14 protein-coding genes are annotated in these 13,893 nt (G+C 58.7%); 7 read left to right on the top strand and 7 right to left on the bottom strand.

What is annotated here, in order from left to right:
• The 5 genes from AC2FNN_RS19415 to AC2FNN_RS19435 all read right to left on the bottom strand — a co-directional run.
• On the bottom strand, positions 1-213 hold a 213-nt coding region (locus AC2FNN_RS19415; RefSeq protein WP_496760088.1), incomplete at its 3' end, for a c-type cytochrome.
• Positions 206-967 carry a uroporphyrinogen-III C-methyltransferase gene (gene cobA, locus AC2FNN_RS19420; RefSeq protein WP_496760089.1) on the bottom strand — a complete coding sequence of 254 codons (762 nt, stop codon included), beginning with the start codon at positions 965-967 and terminating at the stop codon, positions 206-208. The genes cobA and AC2FNN_RS19415, both read right to left, overlap by 8 nt.
• 198 nt (positions 968-1,165) lie before the next feature.
• Positions 1,166-1,567 (bottom strand): cupredoxin domain-containing protein, encoded by a 402-nt coding sequence (locus AC2FNN_RS19425; protein WP_496760090.1) that lies wholly within the window; start codon positions 1,565-1,567, stop codon positions 1,166-1,168.
• A gap of 55 nt (positions 1,568-1,622) precedes the next feature.
• Entirely contained in the window at positions 1,623-3,410 is a 1,788-nt protein-coding gene (locus AC2FNN_RS19430; RefSeq protein WP_496760091.1) for a NapC/NirT family cytochrome c, read from the bottom strand.
• Positions 3,411-3,534: 124 nt separating this feature from the next.
• Complete coding sequence (locus tag AC2FNN_RS19435; protein ID WP_496760092.1) at positions 3,535-5,211, bottom strand: cytochrome D1 domain-containing protein; 1,677 nt, start codon at positions 5,209-5,211, stop codon at positions 3,535-3,537.
• Between the two features lie 244 nt (positions 5,212-5,455).
• On the opposite strand from AC2FNN_RS19435, the gene AC2FNN_RS19440 reads away from it, so the two are divergent.
• Positions 5,456-6,652, top strand: coding sequence for an NnrS family protein (locus AC2FNN_RS19440; protein WP_496760093.1), 1,197 nt, complete (start codon positions 5,456-5,458; stop codon positions 6,650-6,652).
• Between the two features lie 18 nt (positions 6,653-6,670).
• Here AC2FNN_RS19440 and AC2FNN_RS19445 read toward each other — a convergent pair whose 3' ends face one another.
• Positions 6,671-7,783, bottom strand: coding sequence for a Hint domain-containing protein (locus tag AC2FNN_RS19445; protein WP_496760094.1), 1,113 nt, complete (start codon positions 7,781-7,783; stop codon positions 6,671-6,673).
• A gap of 267 nt (positions 7,784-8,050) precedes the next feature.
• Here AC2FNN_RS19445 and AC2FNN_RS19450 point away from each other — a divergent pair, with 267 nt between their 5' ends.
• The 6 genes from AC2FNN_RS19450 to AC2FNN_RS19475 are packed head-to-tail and all read left to right on the top strand — an operon-like array spanning position 8,051 to position 13,467.
• Positions 8,051-8,500: a c-type cytochrome gene (locus tag AC2FNN_RS19450; RefSeq protein ID WP_152460362.1), complete on the top strand. Its 450-nt coding sequence runs from the start codon at positions 8,051-8,053 to the stop codon at positions 8,498-8,500.
• 16 nt (positions 8,501-8,516) lie between these two features.
• Positions 8,517-9,884, top strand: coding sequence for a cbb3-type cytochrome c oxidase subunit I (locus AC2FNN_RS19455; protein WP_152460361.1), 1,368 nt, complete (start codon positions 8,517-8,519; stop codon positions 9,882-9,884).
• 5 nt (positions 9,885-9,889) lie between these two features.
• Positions 9,890-10,699, top strand: coding sequence for a CbbQ/NirQ/NorQ/GpvN family protein (locus tag AC2FNN_RS19460; protein WP_496760095.1), 810 nt, complete (start codon positions 9,890-9,892; stop codon positions 10,697-10,699).
• 8 nt (positions 10,700-10,707) lie between these two features.
• The gene (locus AC2FNN_RS19465) at positions 10,708-12,630 is read left to right on the top strand and encodes a nitric oxide reductase activation protein NorD (RefSeq protein WP_496760096.1); all 1,923 of its coding nucleotides are present in this window, start codon (positions 10,708-10,710) and stop codon (positions 12,628-12,630) included.
• On the top strand, positions 12,627-13,175 hold the full coding sequence (locus AC2FNN_RS19470; RefSeq protein ID WP_496760097.1) for a cytochrome c oxidase subunit 3: 549 nt from the start codon (positions 12,627-12,629) through the stop codon (positions 13,173-13,175). Before AC2FNN_RS19465 ends, AC2FNN_RS19470 begins: the two co-directional genes overlap by 4 nt.
• Positions 13,176-13,179: 4 nt before the next feature.
• The gene (locus tag AC2FNN_RS19475; protein WP_496760098.1) at positions 13,180-13,467 is read left to right on the top strand and encodes a cytochrome C oxidase subunit IV family protein; all 288 of its coding nucleotides are present in this window, start codon (positions 13,180-13,182) and stop codon (positions 13,465-13,467) included.
• 54 nt (positions 13,468-13,521) lie between these two features.
• Here AC2FNN_RS19475 and AC2FNN_RS19480 read toward each other — a convergent pair.
• Positions 13,522-13,893 (bottom strand): aminotransferase class I/II-fold pyridoxal phosphate-dependent enzyme (locus AC2FNN_RS19480; protein ID WP_496760099.1); only part of this gene is annotated, 372 nt, incomplete at its 5' end.

A 13,893-nucleotide genomic window follows, 5' to 3' on the forward strand; every position in this document is an offset into this window, starting at 1 on the left:
ACCGCCCTTCAGGGACAGGCCGTGACAGGACCCGCAATCCTGATGCACAAGTCTTTTCAGGGTATCGGGATCGATGACATCCGCCGCAAAAGCAGAGGTCGCGGCCAGAACCGCAATGGTCAGACAGGTTCGCGCCGCCCACCCCGCGCGCCCCGGCGATCGGTCGGTGCATGTCGGGACAATCCCTTGATCGCGTCTTCCCAGCTTAGCCATGGGCCTGTTCCAGAAGCTTGGCCACAGGCCGTTCGGCATAAAGCGAAACCACCTTGCCAATGATAAACAGCGTCGGCGCCTTCAGGTCGGCGGCGCGCACATCCGTGGCCAGCTGGTCAAGCCGTGACACAAGGCGACGCTCATCAGGTGTCGTGGCCTTGCCCACCGCCAGAACCGGTGTCGAGCCCGACAGGTTTTCGGTCATCAGCCCCATGGCGATCTGTCCGATATTGGCGACGCCCATATAGACCACCAGTGTCGAGTCCGGATCGGCAAGACGTTTCCAGTCCAGATCCAGCACCTTGTCGGCCTGCCGGTGCCCGGTGACATATTGAACCGAAGTCGCCAGCCCGCGATGGGTCAGCGGCACACCCGTCGAACAAGACGCCCCCTGGGCTGCCGTGATGCCCGGTGCGTATTCGACTGCGACACCGCGGGCCATCAGATAGGCAGCCTCTTCCGAACCGCGACCAAAGATCATGGGGTCGCCGCCTTTCAGCCGGGCAACCGTGTGACCTGCGCTGGCTTCTTCAAGCAGTATTTCGTTGATGCGGTCCTGCGGAACGGTGTGGCATTTGGGGGCCTTGCCAACAGGGATCAGCCGGGCGCCTTCCGCGTGCAAGTTCAGAATGTCGGCCGACACCAGCCGGTCATAAACCACGACATCCGCTTCTTGCAGCATCCGCAGTGCGCGCAGGGTCATCAGCTCGGGATCGCCGGGGCCTGCGCCAATCAGAAAAACCTTACCGCTCATGTGCAAACTCGCTTGGTCTGAAAGTCTTCGAGACCCGGTATCCCACGCAGATCCGTTGCGATTGCAAGACGTTGCTGGGTGAGCCGGGCGTGTCATAGGGCGAGATTGGCCCAATCGAAAACCAACCTCCTTGACATAAGTTAAGGAGCGCGGGATTTGCACCCGCGCTCCTTCATCCTGCCTGTATTGTGCCTTGTTTCAGGGTTCGACGGTGATCATTCCGATCATGTTCTGTGTCTCCCAATGGGGGCCGCACAGATAGTCCTGAGGGCCGGGCGTGAGAAAGGTCAGTTCAACGGATTCCTCGGGGAACAGGCGATCACTTTCAGGTTGGCTGCCGTACTTCAACAGAACGGAATGGCTGGTGCGTTTGTCGACATTCACCCACCGGACAGTTGTGCCTGCCTTCACCGTCAATTCGGATGGGCAAAAATTATATTTGTACATCAGCACCACTTCAGCCTCTTCGACGGCCGACGAAGGCTGACCGAACAACTCGACATAGCGCTCTTCGGCCTCGGCGCAGATTTCGGCGGTCTCGTCCGCCCAGGCGGGCGCGGCCAGAAGCAGCAGCGCGGGAAGAAGGCGTTGGGGATTCATGGTCCATGTCTCCTTTCCAAAGGTGGCCGGGGCCGGTTGACCCGGCCCCGATCCGTTATTGTTTGACCACGTTGATGAACGCGCTGTCATCATCCAGCGCCAGGCTGGTATTCAGCGTCACGTGGTGGAACCTTGCGGCGCTAAAATCGTCGTGGATGGCAAAGCCAACGGTATAGGTCTTGCCCGCCTCCAATGGCACATCACCGGGCGCGCCCGAATTCAGGGGGCGCGTAAAGACGACGGTCCACATGCCGCCGGACAGCTCGGTCGATGCGGCGATTTCACCATCATTGACCACGCGCTGCTCCAGCAGATAGCCATTGGTGGCGCTTCCGTCGGCGTAGACACGCATCAGGTCAAGATAGGTGCCGTCGGCCAGATACTGCTCGATCTGTTCGGCGGCCTTCAGCTTGTCCCAGCCGCCCAGGGCCTTGCCGCGGCGACCTTTGACCTCAACATCCGTGCGGCTTTCGCTGATGTATTTGGTAATGGTGTCCGTGGCATTGAGGCGACCGGCAACATCCGCATTGGCCGCGATCGCATCCGCTTCGGGCGCAAAAGGCATATAGGCGTTGTCGGCGTGGCACGAGGCCCAGCAACCCACCTGATCGCCAAGTTCGATACCAGTGCCGGCAATCATCATGGCAATCTTGATCTGGTTGTCCGGGTCCATCTTGCCGCCATCGACAAACGGGGCAGGGTTGTGACCCGCGTCCGGCCATTGCAGACGAATGTACAGGTTTTCGTCGTCATGCGCCGCCTGAACGGTTGCGTCGATGACACCGCGTTTGCCCGGAATCGGGGTCGGTTCCAGATCGCCACCCGCAACGATCTTGTTGCCGATGGTGTCCAGTTCCTTGGCGTGACAGGTGGTACACTGATCCCCACCTTTGGTCAGCGGGCGGGCCCCGCCATGGGTTTTTCCGTTCTGAACCCATTCAAATGATGCCTGGCCAGGGTAGAACAGTTTCAGATCCGCCGCGGCCACTGCGTTCCAGTCGATGTTGGCACCAACATCGCCGCTTTCACTGCTGGCAGGTGTTGCAGACCCATCGGTTGCAGCCGTTGCCCGCTCTTCCGCGACAGCCGCGTCAACTGCTGCCGCTATCTGGGCCTGAACGGCCTCCTGCTGGGCTTTCTTTGCGGCTTTCTCGGCGTCGGCCTCGGCAGCTTCCTTGGCTTCGATCCGCTCAAGGCTGGCAAGGTATTCTGGCGGAATTGGTCGGATGAAGGCCGGGTTTGGCGCCTCAAGCTCCTCCAGATATTCGTCGGTTGCGCGGTCTCGGATGTTCGAATGTGCAATGCCCTTGTGGCAGTCGATACAGGTCTGACCGGTTTCCATCGCATTCAGGTGCTGCTGACGCGCACGCGGACGCTGGAATTCGGGCATCATCGATTCAAAGTCATGGCAGTTTCGACATTCGCGCGAGTCCGTGGCTTTCATCCGCTCCCACTCATTCATGGCAAGATGAATGCGCTTGGCTTCGAATTTCTCGCGGGTATTGATGGTGCCGACCATCTTTCCATAAAGCTCTTTCGAGGCTTTTATTTTGCGGATGATCTTGTGGGTCCAGTCCTTGGGCACGTGGCAGTCGGAACAGACAGCCCCCACGCCCGACCGGTTCACGTCATGGATCGTGCCGGTATATTCTTCGTAAACAAAATCGCGCATCTCGTGGCACGAGATACAGAAGTCCTTGGTGTTTGTGGCTTCCATTGCGGTGTTGAACCCGCCCCAGAAGATGATGCCGGCGGCAAAGGCCGTGGCGATACCGGCCACAGGCATTCCCCATAGGAAATACCGGCGCCAGATCGGTTTTTTATTTTCCGGTTCGGAGGTCATATCCGGGCTCCGTTTTGGCTGTATTGTCTGGCCCTTGGTGGCAGGCCGGTGAGTTTGGCTGATGACTCAAACAAGGAAAGGGCGGGCGAGGGGCCCGCCCTTTCCTGTAGTCGTCCTGACCTCGTCAGGTGACGTGGTTCGACCGGTTGTAGACGTTGAACTTGCCGGTCGGGGCAAAAAGCCCATCGATGCGGCCGATCTCTTCCAGCGTCTTCGCGTCGAAGATCACGATCTGACCATTGGGTTCCTTCGAGTCCGACAGGTTCCACTTGGAAACCCAGACCTCGGTACCGTCAGCGTTGAACTCGAAGTGAACAGCGGCGCTGCCTTCGTCTTCAGTGATCTGGATCGTTTTCACGATTTCACCGGTTTCTTTCGAAATGACCTGCACGGATTGCTGCACTTCCGGTTCCGGATGCTTGGTCTGGTCAGCCCAGATGTAATCCGAGTTCGGGTGGGTGCGGACGAACAAGCCGGGGCCGTCGGTTTCCACTTCGTAGCAGACTTTCCAGGCGTCATCCGGGCGGTTTTCAGGATCGTTGCCCCAAACGGTCACGGTACCGACACCAAGGTGGGTCGTGCCCGCCACAGGGCCACAGTTCGGGTCGACCCAGTTGGCGCCCGGACCGGGGTGCGGCAGCGCGGCCGTGTCGATCATCGCCTCAAGCTTGTGGGTTTCGGTATCGACAACCACCATCTTGTTCGACGCGTTTGCAGCGATCTGGAAATACCGACCTGTCGGATCGAAGAACCCGTCATGCAGGAACTTGGCGCTGTCGATCTTGTCGATCCGAAGGTTGTCCAGATCGGTGTAATCGACCTGCCACAGCTGTCCCAGTTCCTTTACAGCAACGATCCAGGTGGGTTCGTTCGGAGTGGTGTAGATGGCAGCCACGCGGGCTTCTTCCACATACTCGCCGTCAACGTTCACGCCGCGGGTCGATACGACCTTGACCGGTTCCATGGTCTGGGCATCAACGATTGCAAAATGCGGCGGCCAGTAGCCACCACCGATGACGTATTTACCATCGCCGGAAACGGCGACATCACGGGCGTCATATGCAATCTTGACTTCGGATACCAACATCTTGTCCGGCGTCTGCCAAAGGTCGATCTTGGTCATCTTGCCGTCGCGGCCCATGGTGTACCAGAACCGGCCAGGCTGTTCAGGCTCTTCCAGCGAGTGGTGCTCGGATGCTTTCAGAACGTGCACCGCATAGCCGGTGGGGATGTGGGTCAGCACCTCTTTGGTGTCGCCGTCGATCACGGCCACCTTGCCGACGTCACGTTCGATGACGACAAAGAAGTTTTCCCAGTTGCGGCCGTGCAGCGGCTCGGTCGGATAGTCCTCTTCTTCGACATAGACCTTACGCGTCGCCATCATCTGTTCCAGCGACATTTCAGGTGGTTTTGGCGGCTCCATCATGATGTAGGTCGCCATATCCTTGATTTCCTGCTCGGTCATGATGTCCGAGAAGTTGTTCATGCCGCCTTCGGTGCCCCAGGCGATAATCTTTTCAAGACGTTCCTGCCCCAGTTGGAGGGTGCCGCCTTCGGTTACCGTGCCGTCGGCTGCGGTCTTCTTCCAATGCGGTTCCAGGTTTTTACCCGTGGCCCCTTTGCGCAATACGCCGTGGCAGCCTGCGCATTGTTCGAAATAGAGCTGTTTAGACGATTCAAAGGCTTCTTCGCTCAAAGTTGGCTCTTCGGCGAAGGTCGGAGCAGCGACGCTGCCCAACAACATTGCCAATCCGACCCCGAAGGCGCGACCGGGTTTGTTGTAGCTGATTCCAAGTGACATGATCACTCTCCATATGCGTGGTGAGGCGGTGCCGAGAGTGAAACATCACGTGGATGTCATCCTTGACCAAAGTCAACGGGAAGGGTGCAGACCAGGTACTTTGGACAGAAAACACAAATCAAAAACGCCAATAAATCTTGTGTTTTTCACACATGTTTAAGCCCGGCCTTGATTTTGGTTAAGGGCGCCGGGTCTTGCGGGCACTACACATTGCTCAACGGCGGAAAAGCTATGGAGAGCAGGCATGACAGCTGTAATCGCACGTGTTTTCAGTGAAGGGTTCCGGGTCTTCTTTCTTTCGGCGGGTCTTTACGGCGTGTTTGCAGGGGTCGCGTGGGGCGTGTGGTTGGCGTCGCTCGACGGGCTGATGCCCTACATGGACCAAAGCTATGCGATGCCCCCGGTCATGTGGCACGCGCATGAGATGATTTTTGGGTATGCAACGGCCGCCTTGGGAGGGTTTTTTCTGACCGCCGTTCCGAACTGGACCGGCGCGCCCGAGGCGCGGGCCCGCTTTATCACGCTTGCCGCAATGATCTGGATGGCCGGGCGTCTGGCGGTCTGGTTTTCCGGAGTGTTGCCACCTTTGTTCGTCGCGGTCGTGGACCTGAGCTTTGTTCCCATTCTGGCGCTGAAGATTGCCAGTCAACTGGTCCGTCGACCCAAGCCCCAGAATATGGTGTTCCTGTATCTTCTGGTTCTGATGTTGGCCTCGAACGTTATGGTCCATTTGGAATGGATGGGGGTCACGGTGGATACGCTGAATACCGGCATCCGGGGCGGGCTTTTGACCTTGTGTTCGATGATCGCGATCCTGGGCGGCCGGATTACACCCGCTTTTACACGCAATGCCATGAAAAGAGCGGGTCAACCCGAAGCATCGTGGCCGGTATCTGAGGCCTGGCTGGACAGGGCGACGATGATTCTGGCGCTGCTGCTGCCCCTGCTTGTGCTTGCACTTGATGTCGGGCGTGTTGCGGGTGCCGTTGCTTTGGTGATGGGCTGTGTTCAACTGATGCGCATGGCGCGTTGGAGAACAGGCTGGGCCTTGCGCCAACCGATCCTGATCGCCCTGCATCTGGGTCTCGGGATGCTGGCCCTGGGTCTGATTCTCTGGGGGTTGGCTGCCATTGGAATGGGAAATGAGATCGGCGCGCTCCACGTTCTGGGCATCGGCTGCGTTGGTGGCATGACCCTGGCCGTAATGAGCCGCGCCGCCTTGGGCCACAGCGGTCGTCCCCTTGTCGCGCCGACGCCCATGGCGATTGCCTATGGGTTAATGGCGGTCGCGGCGCTTGTGCGTTGGTTCGGATCCGACATGGCAGGAGGTTACATGACGGCGATGCTGACTGCGGATGGATTTTGGATCGCGGCAATGGGGCTGTATCTGTTCGCCATGTGGCCCGCCCTGACCGGCCCCCGCGCCCTGCAACAGACCTGACGCCTGTTTGGGCGGCGCCTATCGTCCAGCGATCAGAGGCCGCGCGTTCTTGATATGGCGATGGACCAATGCACGAGCGCGTTTCCCTTTTTCCGGTATCCGTCTTGCGGCCAGCGGAACGTAATTGCGCTGATCCAATTCAGGGAACAATTCAAGAATTTCCGCCCGTGCGTCCGGGTGAACACTGGACATGGCCTGTGCGCCGGTGAGCAGGCTTTCGGAAGGTGCGCCTTCCGCATAGATGATTTCGTGACGGTCGAACAATAGATGGACATAGGTCACAGCACGGGTGTCATCAGCGATTGAAATGCCAGGCACGCCGACAAGAATGTGAGCAGGAACAAGAACCTCTTTGGCGTCGAACATTCTGACGGCAATCGGCGACCGGACCAGCATACGGTGTTGCGGTGACACGAACAGATCGCGCTGGGGCAACTGATCGCCCAGTGAACCGGCCTCGATCCGGATGGGCTTCAGCCTGGGACGGGCGCGAAGCGCCGCTTGGTCCAGATGTCGCGTACCGATCCAGCGTATGTGTTGCGGTCCGTTGTCGGCGGTAACGGCCACGTCACCCACCTTCAAATCCTCGATGGGCCTCGGACCTTCTGGAGTCATTATCAATGTTCCGGCTACGAAGCACGGCACGTCAATGATAGTGGTCGGATCGGTTGTGTCAGGAGCATTGGTCGGCGTAACATTCACGATGTTCATCGAGTATGTCGTGCCGGGCACAAGGGGTTCAGAGGTTATGTAACCACCCAAAGTTCCGTCAACTTCCACACGATAAACAGTTATCGTACCCCCGCCTGGCTTGGACAGAATATAGGATTCTTCCAGGTAAATTGGGCCACTAAGAAACGTGGTCGAGCCATCAAGGGTGGTGATGGTGCCGGTCTGCGTCAGATCATCGCCGTCTTCGTTGTCGAAGCGGTCACCGTTGAAAACATCGCCAGTATCGACAATGGGTGGTCCGCCGCCGTTTTGAATAAATCCACCGGCTGCGTCTGTCACGCTGAACAAACGACGATCCGTGTCAGGATCAAAATTGACATCCAATGTAACCGTATCCGGCCCAATCGTATTCACCGTGATTACGCCGGGCGTATAACCGATATAGGAATAGTTTGCCATTTTTGCCCATCACTCTTTGACACGGAATTTACACTTGTTTTCTCAGGCGCTTGGATAACTCCGCCATACTAAAATGTCGACGCGACATTCCTCACGATTGGTTCAGATATCAAGGCGAACCCCAGGCTTTTTCGTGGTTCTTGCTGTTTGTCAGGCATCTGACCTCGTTCCAGAGCATACTTGAGAAGTCTTGACTTTCGTTAAGGCACTCCCGCGTCCCGCCCGTCATGTTGCTGCCACTAGCTAATCTGCGCAAAGGAGAGCGCAATGCGAGACGTCATGACAAAGAGCATGGCCCGCAATATTTTTTATGGCGGGTCACTGTTCTTCATTCTCATCTTTTTGGCCCTTTCGGCCCACTCCCACTGGTATATCGTCAACTCCGAAAACGCCGCAAAGCTGGATGACAGTGTGGTTCGGGGCAAGCATGTCTGGGAAAAACACGCCTGTGTGAACTGTCATTCGATTCTGGGTGAAGGGGCCTACTTTGCTCCGGAAGTCGGCAATGTAATGACTCGCTGGGGCGTGCTGGACGACCCGGAATCAGCCTTTGAATCCCTCAAGGGCTGGATGGAAGCACAACCGACCGGCATTCCCGGTCGTCGGCAAATGCCCAATTTCAACCTCAGCGACGAAGAACTCCGTGACCTGACCAACTTCCTGATCTGGACGGACAACATAGACGCGCAGGGCTGGCCGCCCAACGAGGCAGGCTGAGAAAGGGAACGAAACAATGAAATACGAATCCCAAAAAATCGCCTATGCCTACTTTGCGGTAGCCATGGCGTTGTTCGCGATACAGGTGATCGGCGGCCTTCTGGCCGGTTTCATCTATGTATTCCCCAATTTCCTGAGTGAGCTTCTGCCGTTCAACATCGTGCGGATGCTGCACACCAACTCTCTGATCGTCTGGCTGATCCTGGGTTTCTTTGGTGCAGCCTACTTCCTGATCCCGGAAGAAGCCGAGCGCGAGATCCACTCGCCCAAGCTGGCCTATCTGCAACTGATCATCCTTGTTGTCGGCACGTTGGGCGTGGTCGTCACCTATGTCTTCAACCTGTTCGAAGGCAACTGGCTGCTGGGCAAAGAGGGGCGCGAGTTCCTGGAACAGCCAAAATGGGTCAAGGCCGGTATCGTCGTGGCCGCGCTGATCTTCCTTTACAACGTGTCGATGACCGTTCTTAAAGGCAAGAAGACGGCCATTACCAACATCCTGCTTCTGGGCCTGTGGGGTCTGGCGCTGCTGTTCCTGTTCGCCTTCTACAACCCGGGCAACCTGTCGCTAGACAAGCAATACTGGTGGTATGTCGTCCACCTGTGGGTCGAAGGTGTGTGGGAGCTGATCATGGCCTCGATCCTGGCCTATCTGATGCTCAAGCTGACCGGTGTGGACCGTGAGGTGGTCGAGAAATGGCTTTATGTCATCGTCGCCGCTGCGCTGTTCTCGGGCATTCTTGGAACAGGTCACCACTACTATTGGATCGGTACCCCTGCGTACTGGCAGTGGATCGGTTCGATCTTCTCGAGCCTCGAGGTGATCCCGTTCTTCGCGATGATGGCCTTTGCTTTCGTCATGGTCTGGAAGGGCCGTCGTGACCACCCCAACAAGGCCGCGCTGTTGTGGTCGCTGGGCTGTGCTACGCTTGCCTTCTTCGGTGCGGGTGTCTGGGGCTTCCTGCACACGCTGCACGGGGTGAACTACTATACCCACGGCACGCAGATCACCGCAGCTCACGGCCACCTGGCCTTCTACGGCGCCTATGTCTGCCTCAACCTTGCGATCTTCAGCTATGCCATGCCGATCCTGAAGAACCGTGATCCCTATAATCAGGTTCTGAACATGGGGTCCTTCTGGCTGATGACCAGCGGCATGGTCTTCATGACCTTCGTGCTGACCTTCGGCGGTACCGTGCAGACACACATGCAGCGAGTGGTCGGGGACTACTTCATGGACGTACAGGACCAGATCGCGATCTTCTACTGGATGCGTCTTGGCTCTGGTCTGGTCGTTGTCCTTGGGGCGCTGCTGTTCATCTATTCGATCTGGGTTCCCCGCAAAGAGGTCATCGAACCCGGCGCAGCTGAAACCCCTGCGGAGTGATGGATATGGATGGCTCCATGAACCTGAAAGAGGGGGCGGCAAACGCCCCCTTCTACCTCGCCCAAGGCGATGAATGCGATGTATTTACCGCTGCGTATAACAACGACCTGCCGGTGCTGCTGAAAGGACCGACAGGCTGCGGCAAAACCCGGTTTGTGGCCCATATGGCCGCCCGCCTTGGCCGCCCTCTTTACACTGTGGCCTGCCATGACGATCTGGCCGCTGCCGACTTGATCGGGCGCTACCTGCTGAAAGGCGGGGAAACCGTCTGGGTCGACGGGCCGTTGACCCGCGCGGTGCGCGAAGGCGCGATCTGCTATCTTGACGAGGTGGTCGAGGCGCGCAAGGACGTGACCGTGGTTCTCCACCCGCTGACCGACGATCGGCGCATCCTGCCGATCGACCGCACCGGGGAAGAGCTTGAGGCCGCGCCCGGCTTCATGCTGGTGGCGTCTTACAACCCCGGCTATCAGAACATCCTGAAAACCCTCAAACCCTCGACCCGGCAACGGTTCATCTCGCTGGAATTCGACTTTCCCTCGCCTCAGATGGAAGCCGAAGTGGTCGCGCAGGAAAGCGGCCTGCCGCTGGAACGCTGCAAACCGCTGGTGCGGCTGGCGGGCAAGCTGCGCGGGCTCAAGGGTCAGGACCTCGAGGAAGGCGTGTCCACCCGGCTGGTCGTCTATGCCGCGACGCTGATCGCGCAGGGCATGTCCACCGACCGCGCCATCCTTGCCGCCATGATCGAACCTCTGACCGATGACGAGGATATCAAACGCGGGCTCCTCGATCTTGTCACCGCCGTCTTTGGGTGAGGCCGGCGATGGTCAGGATCGACTTTGAGCCATGGGAACCCGAAGAAACCATCGGGAAACTGTGGCACACCCTTGCCAGCCGCCTCGATGCACCCCAGGTGCATGTTGGAGCCGCGGTCGACCTTTCCGAGGTCGCGGGGCGGCTGGCAGTCCTCTTTCGGGGGCTTGGGGGTAGTCCGGGCGTTGAATTGCGCCCGGTCTCACCCGAGGTTTCGCGTCACCGCCTGAGTTGGCGCCGCAAACTTGCAACCGAAGTGGAATTGATGCCGCGCTCCTCGTTCGACGGAGAGGTTTTGCGTCTGCCCGACCGTCTGGCCGTATTCCCCGCACGCGAGGCAAACGGCGCGCTGTATGTCTGGTTGGCCGCTGCCGCTGCCCATGCCGGAACCCGAATTGACGAAGAAGATCCTCTGCGTGCCGACCTGCGTGCCTTGATCGCCGCCCGGCACATGGTCGAGGCGACTCTGGACGACGCGCCCGGCTTACTTCCGCTGTATACCGAGCTTTGCAAGGGTGTGCTGTATCAGCGCGACATCCCCAGCCTGCCGCCTGCCGAGGCCGCGGTCGAAGAACTGATCCGTCATATGCTGGGCGATCCCAAGCCTCTGTCGGATCAGGCCGGCCAACTTCTGGCACTTGATGACGACCTGATCGCCCCACGCGGCTATCAGCCGATGCGCCCGGTTGCCCTGTGGCCGGAATTGCGGGCAGTTGGGTTCTCGGAACACAACGAGGTTGAAAACCCCGATACCGAAGGCCCGCCAGAGGAAACCGGCGAAAAGACACACCGCGCCCGGCGCCGCAAATCGGATCAGGCCGAGCGCAGCGACAGTTTCATTCTGCACAAGTTCGAAGCCATCCTCAGTTGGGCCGAGTTTCTGAATATCAACCGTCGCATCGATGACGACGATCCCGACAACGCCAAGAAAGCGGCTGACGATCAGGAAGAGATCGGTCTTGGCCAGATCTCAAAAGCGCCGCCTACCAGGTTGAAGCTTCACCTTGATCTGGCGCCCGAAGACGTCAACCGCGAACGCCTGTCAGGCCGTACTTTATATCCCGAATGGGACGTGCGGACGGGTCAATACCTGCCGGATCATGTGAACGTTCTGCTTTCGGACGCCGACATCCGCGGCGATGCCGCCGAGTTCGGCAAGGACCCTGCCACCGCCCGCCGCATTCGTGCCGTCAAACGCCAATTCGAGGCGCTGCGCCCGGGGCGCGTGATGACCCGGGGCCATCTGGACGGGGACCAGCTGGATATGGAAGCCGCCGTTCGGGCGCAGGTTGACCGCTGCGCAAATGGTGAAGGGACGGAACGCGTCTGGATGCAATCCCGCCCCGAGGCGCGCGATCTGGCGGTGTCGATCCTGCTGGATGTCAGCCGATCCACCGAAAGCGCGGTCACGGGGCGTGCCGTGATCGATATCGAACGCGAGGCGCTGGCGGCCTTGGCCTGGGGCCTGAACGCTTGTGGTGACGATTTCGCCATTCACGCGTTCAGTTCCCTCAAGCGTCAGCGCGTCTATGTGCAACGCTGCAAACGGTTCGACGAACCGATGGGACCCAAAGTTGAACAGCGCATCGCGTCGCTGCGCCCCGGACATTATACAAGGTTGGGCGCGGCAATCCGGCACTGTTCCGCAGATCTGGCCAGCCAGTCCCGCAAGCGCCGATTGCTGCTGGTCATTACCGACGGCAAGCCAAACGACTTGGATCACTACGAGGGGCGCCACGGCATCGAAGATACCTGCATGGCCATACGCGAGGCGCGTCGGGCCGGACAGTCGGTGTTCGGCGTCACCATCGATAAAACCGGTAAAAGCTGGTTTCCCCGCATGTTCGGTCAGGGCGGTTTCGCCGTCATTCCGGATCCGCATCGCCTGACCATGGCCCTGCCGCAGATCTATCGCCAGCTGGTCGGCGCATGAGTGATGCCTCTCTGATTGACGAACTGCCGGGCGAGTTCCTGATGTGGGTTCTGATCATTTCGGAACTGCTGGTTTTTGGCGCGGGTATGATCGCCTTCATGGGGGTGCGTCTGACCGATCCGGCAGGTTTTGCCGAGGCGCAGTCGCATCTGCATCGCACGGGTGCGGCATTGAACACGGCGGTATTGGTGACATCCGGCTATCTGGCCGCACAGGCGTTGCATTGGCGGCGGAACATGCAACGTTCGCGGGCCCGTTTGGCGTTGATCCTTGCCGCGCTTCTGGGCGTCGTGTTTCTGATCATCAAGGGTGCGGAATATGCCGACAAGGCGTCTCAAGGGATAGGATATGAAACGCATCCATTCTTTCTGTTCTACTATATGCTGACCGGCTTTCATGCCGCGCATGTCCTGGCCGGGGTTGGAATTCTGTTGCTGGTAGCTTGGCGCGACGACCCCAGTAGCATCGAAGCGGGCGCGCAGTTCTGGCACATGGTGGACCTTGTCTGGATCATGCTGTTTCCAGTGATCTATCTGCTGGGATAGTCGGATGGCCCAACCTTCATCTTTGACCAACAGTTCTCGCCAGAGGTCGCCGAACTCTCTGACCCAGGCGTGGCTTGCGCTCTTGGCCCTCAGCGTAGGATCCGCACTGCTGACCCTGATTGGGGCACCAACCGCAATCATTGCTGGCGGTATCCTGTTGCTGGCGCTGATCAAGGCCCGCGTTATCCTGAAACACTACCTGGATTTGGAGAGCAGCCAAAGCTGGCTGCGAGGGTTCACCATGGTGTTGACGGGATTTTCCGTTGTGATTTTTGCGCTCTATCTGGTCTGAGGCAAAAAAATGCCGCCCCGAGAGGCGGCTAAATCCAGTAAAGAGGGGGTCTGATTACTGAGCGGCCTGTGGGATCCGCGCGATCTGACAACGTTGCCAAAGCGCCGACAAGGCACCGACCAGATGATCGATCTCCTCATCTGTGTGGACCGGGGACGGCGTGATCCGCAAACGTTCGGTGCCTTTGGGGACAGTGGGATAGTTGATCGGCTGGATGTAGATGCCGAATTCTTCAAGAAGCGTATCCGAGATAAACTTGCACTTCACCGGGTCGCCCACCATCACCGGGATGATATGGCTAGGGTTCGGCAGATGCGGAATTCCTTCCGCATCCAGACGGGCGCGCACCTGATCCACACGGGCTTTTTGCAGATCACGCTCGGCGCTGGACTGCTTCAGATGCCGGATAGATGCGGCAGCACCGGC

Source organism: Ruegeria sp. BHSA118 (genome assembly GCF_059613405.1).

What these genes read in the sequence shown, in the direction of transcription:
- AC2FNN_RS19435 (WP_496760092.1), bottom strand. Translation starts at nt 5,211, where the DNA reads ATGTCACTTGGAATCAGCTACAACAAACCCGGTCGCGCCTTCGGGGTC.
- AC2FNN_RS19450 (WP_152460362.1), top strand. Translation starts at nt 8,051, where the DNA reads ATGCGAGACGTCATGACAAAGAGCATGGCCCGCAATATTTTTTATGGC.
- AC2FNN_RS19460 (WP_496760095.1), top strand. Translation starts at nt 9,890, where the DNA reads ATGGATGGCTCCATGAACCTGAAAGAGGGGGCGGCAAACGCCCCCTTC.
- AC2FNN_RS19425 (WP_496760090.1), bottom strand. Translation starts at nt 1,567, where the DNA reads ATGAATCCCCAACGCCTTCTTCCCGCGCTGCTGCTTCTGGCCGCGCCC.
- AC2FNN_RS19440 (WP_496760093.1), top strand. Translation starts at nt 5,456, where the DNA reads ATGACAGCTGTAATCGCACGTGTTTTCAGTGAAGGGTTCCGGGTCTTC.
- AC2FNN_RS19465 (WP_496760096.1), top strand. Translation starts at nt 10,708, where the DNA reads ATGGTCAGGATCGACTTTGAGCCATGGGAACCCGAAGAAACCATCGGG.
- AC2FNN_RS19455 (WP_152460361.1), top strand. Translation starts at nt 8,517, where the DNA reads ATGAAATACGAATCCCAAAAAATCGCCTATGCCTACTTTGCGGTAGCC.
- AC2FNN_RS19445 (WP_496760094.1), bottom strand. Translation starts at nt 7,783, where the DNA reads ATGGCAAACTATTCCTATATCGGTTATACGCCCGGCGTAATCACGGTG.
- AC2FNN_RS19430 (WP_496760091.1), bottom strand. Translation starts at nt 3,410, where the DNA reads ATGACCTCCGAACCGGAAAATAAAAAACCGATCTGGCGCCGGTATTTC.
- cobA (WP_496760089.1), bottom strand. Translation starts at nt 967, where the DNA reads ATGAGCGGTAAGGTTTTTCTGATTGGCGCAGGCCCCGGCGATCCCGAG.
- AC2FNN_RS19475 (WP_496760098.1), top strand. Translation starts at nt 13,180, where the DNA reads ATGGCCCAACCTTCATCTTTGACCAACAGTTCTCGCCAGAGGTCGCCG.
- AC2FNN_RS19470 (WP_496760097.1), top strand. Translation starts at nt 12,627, where the DNA reads ATGAGTGATGCCTCTCTGATTGACGAACTGCCGGGCGAGTTCCTGATG.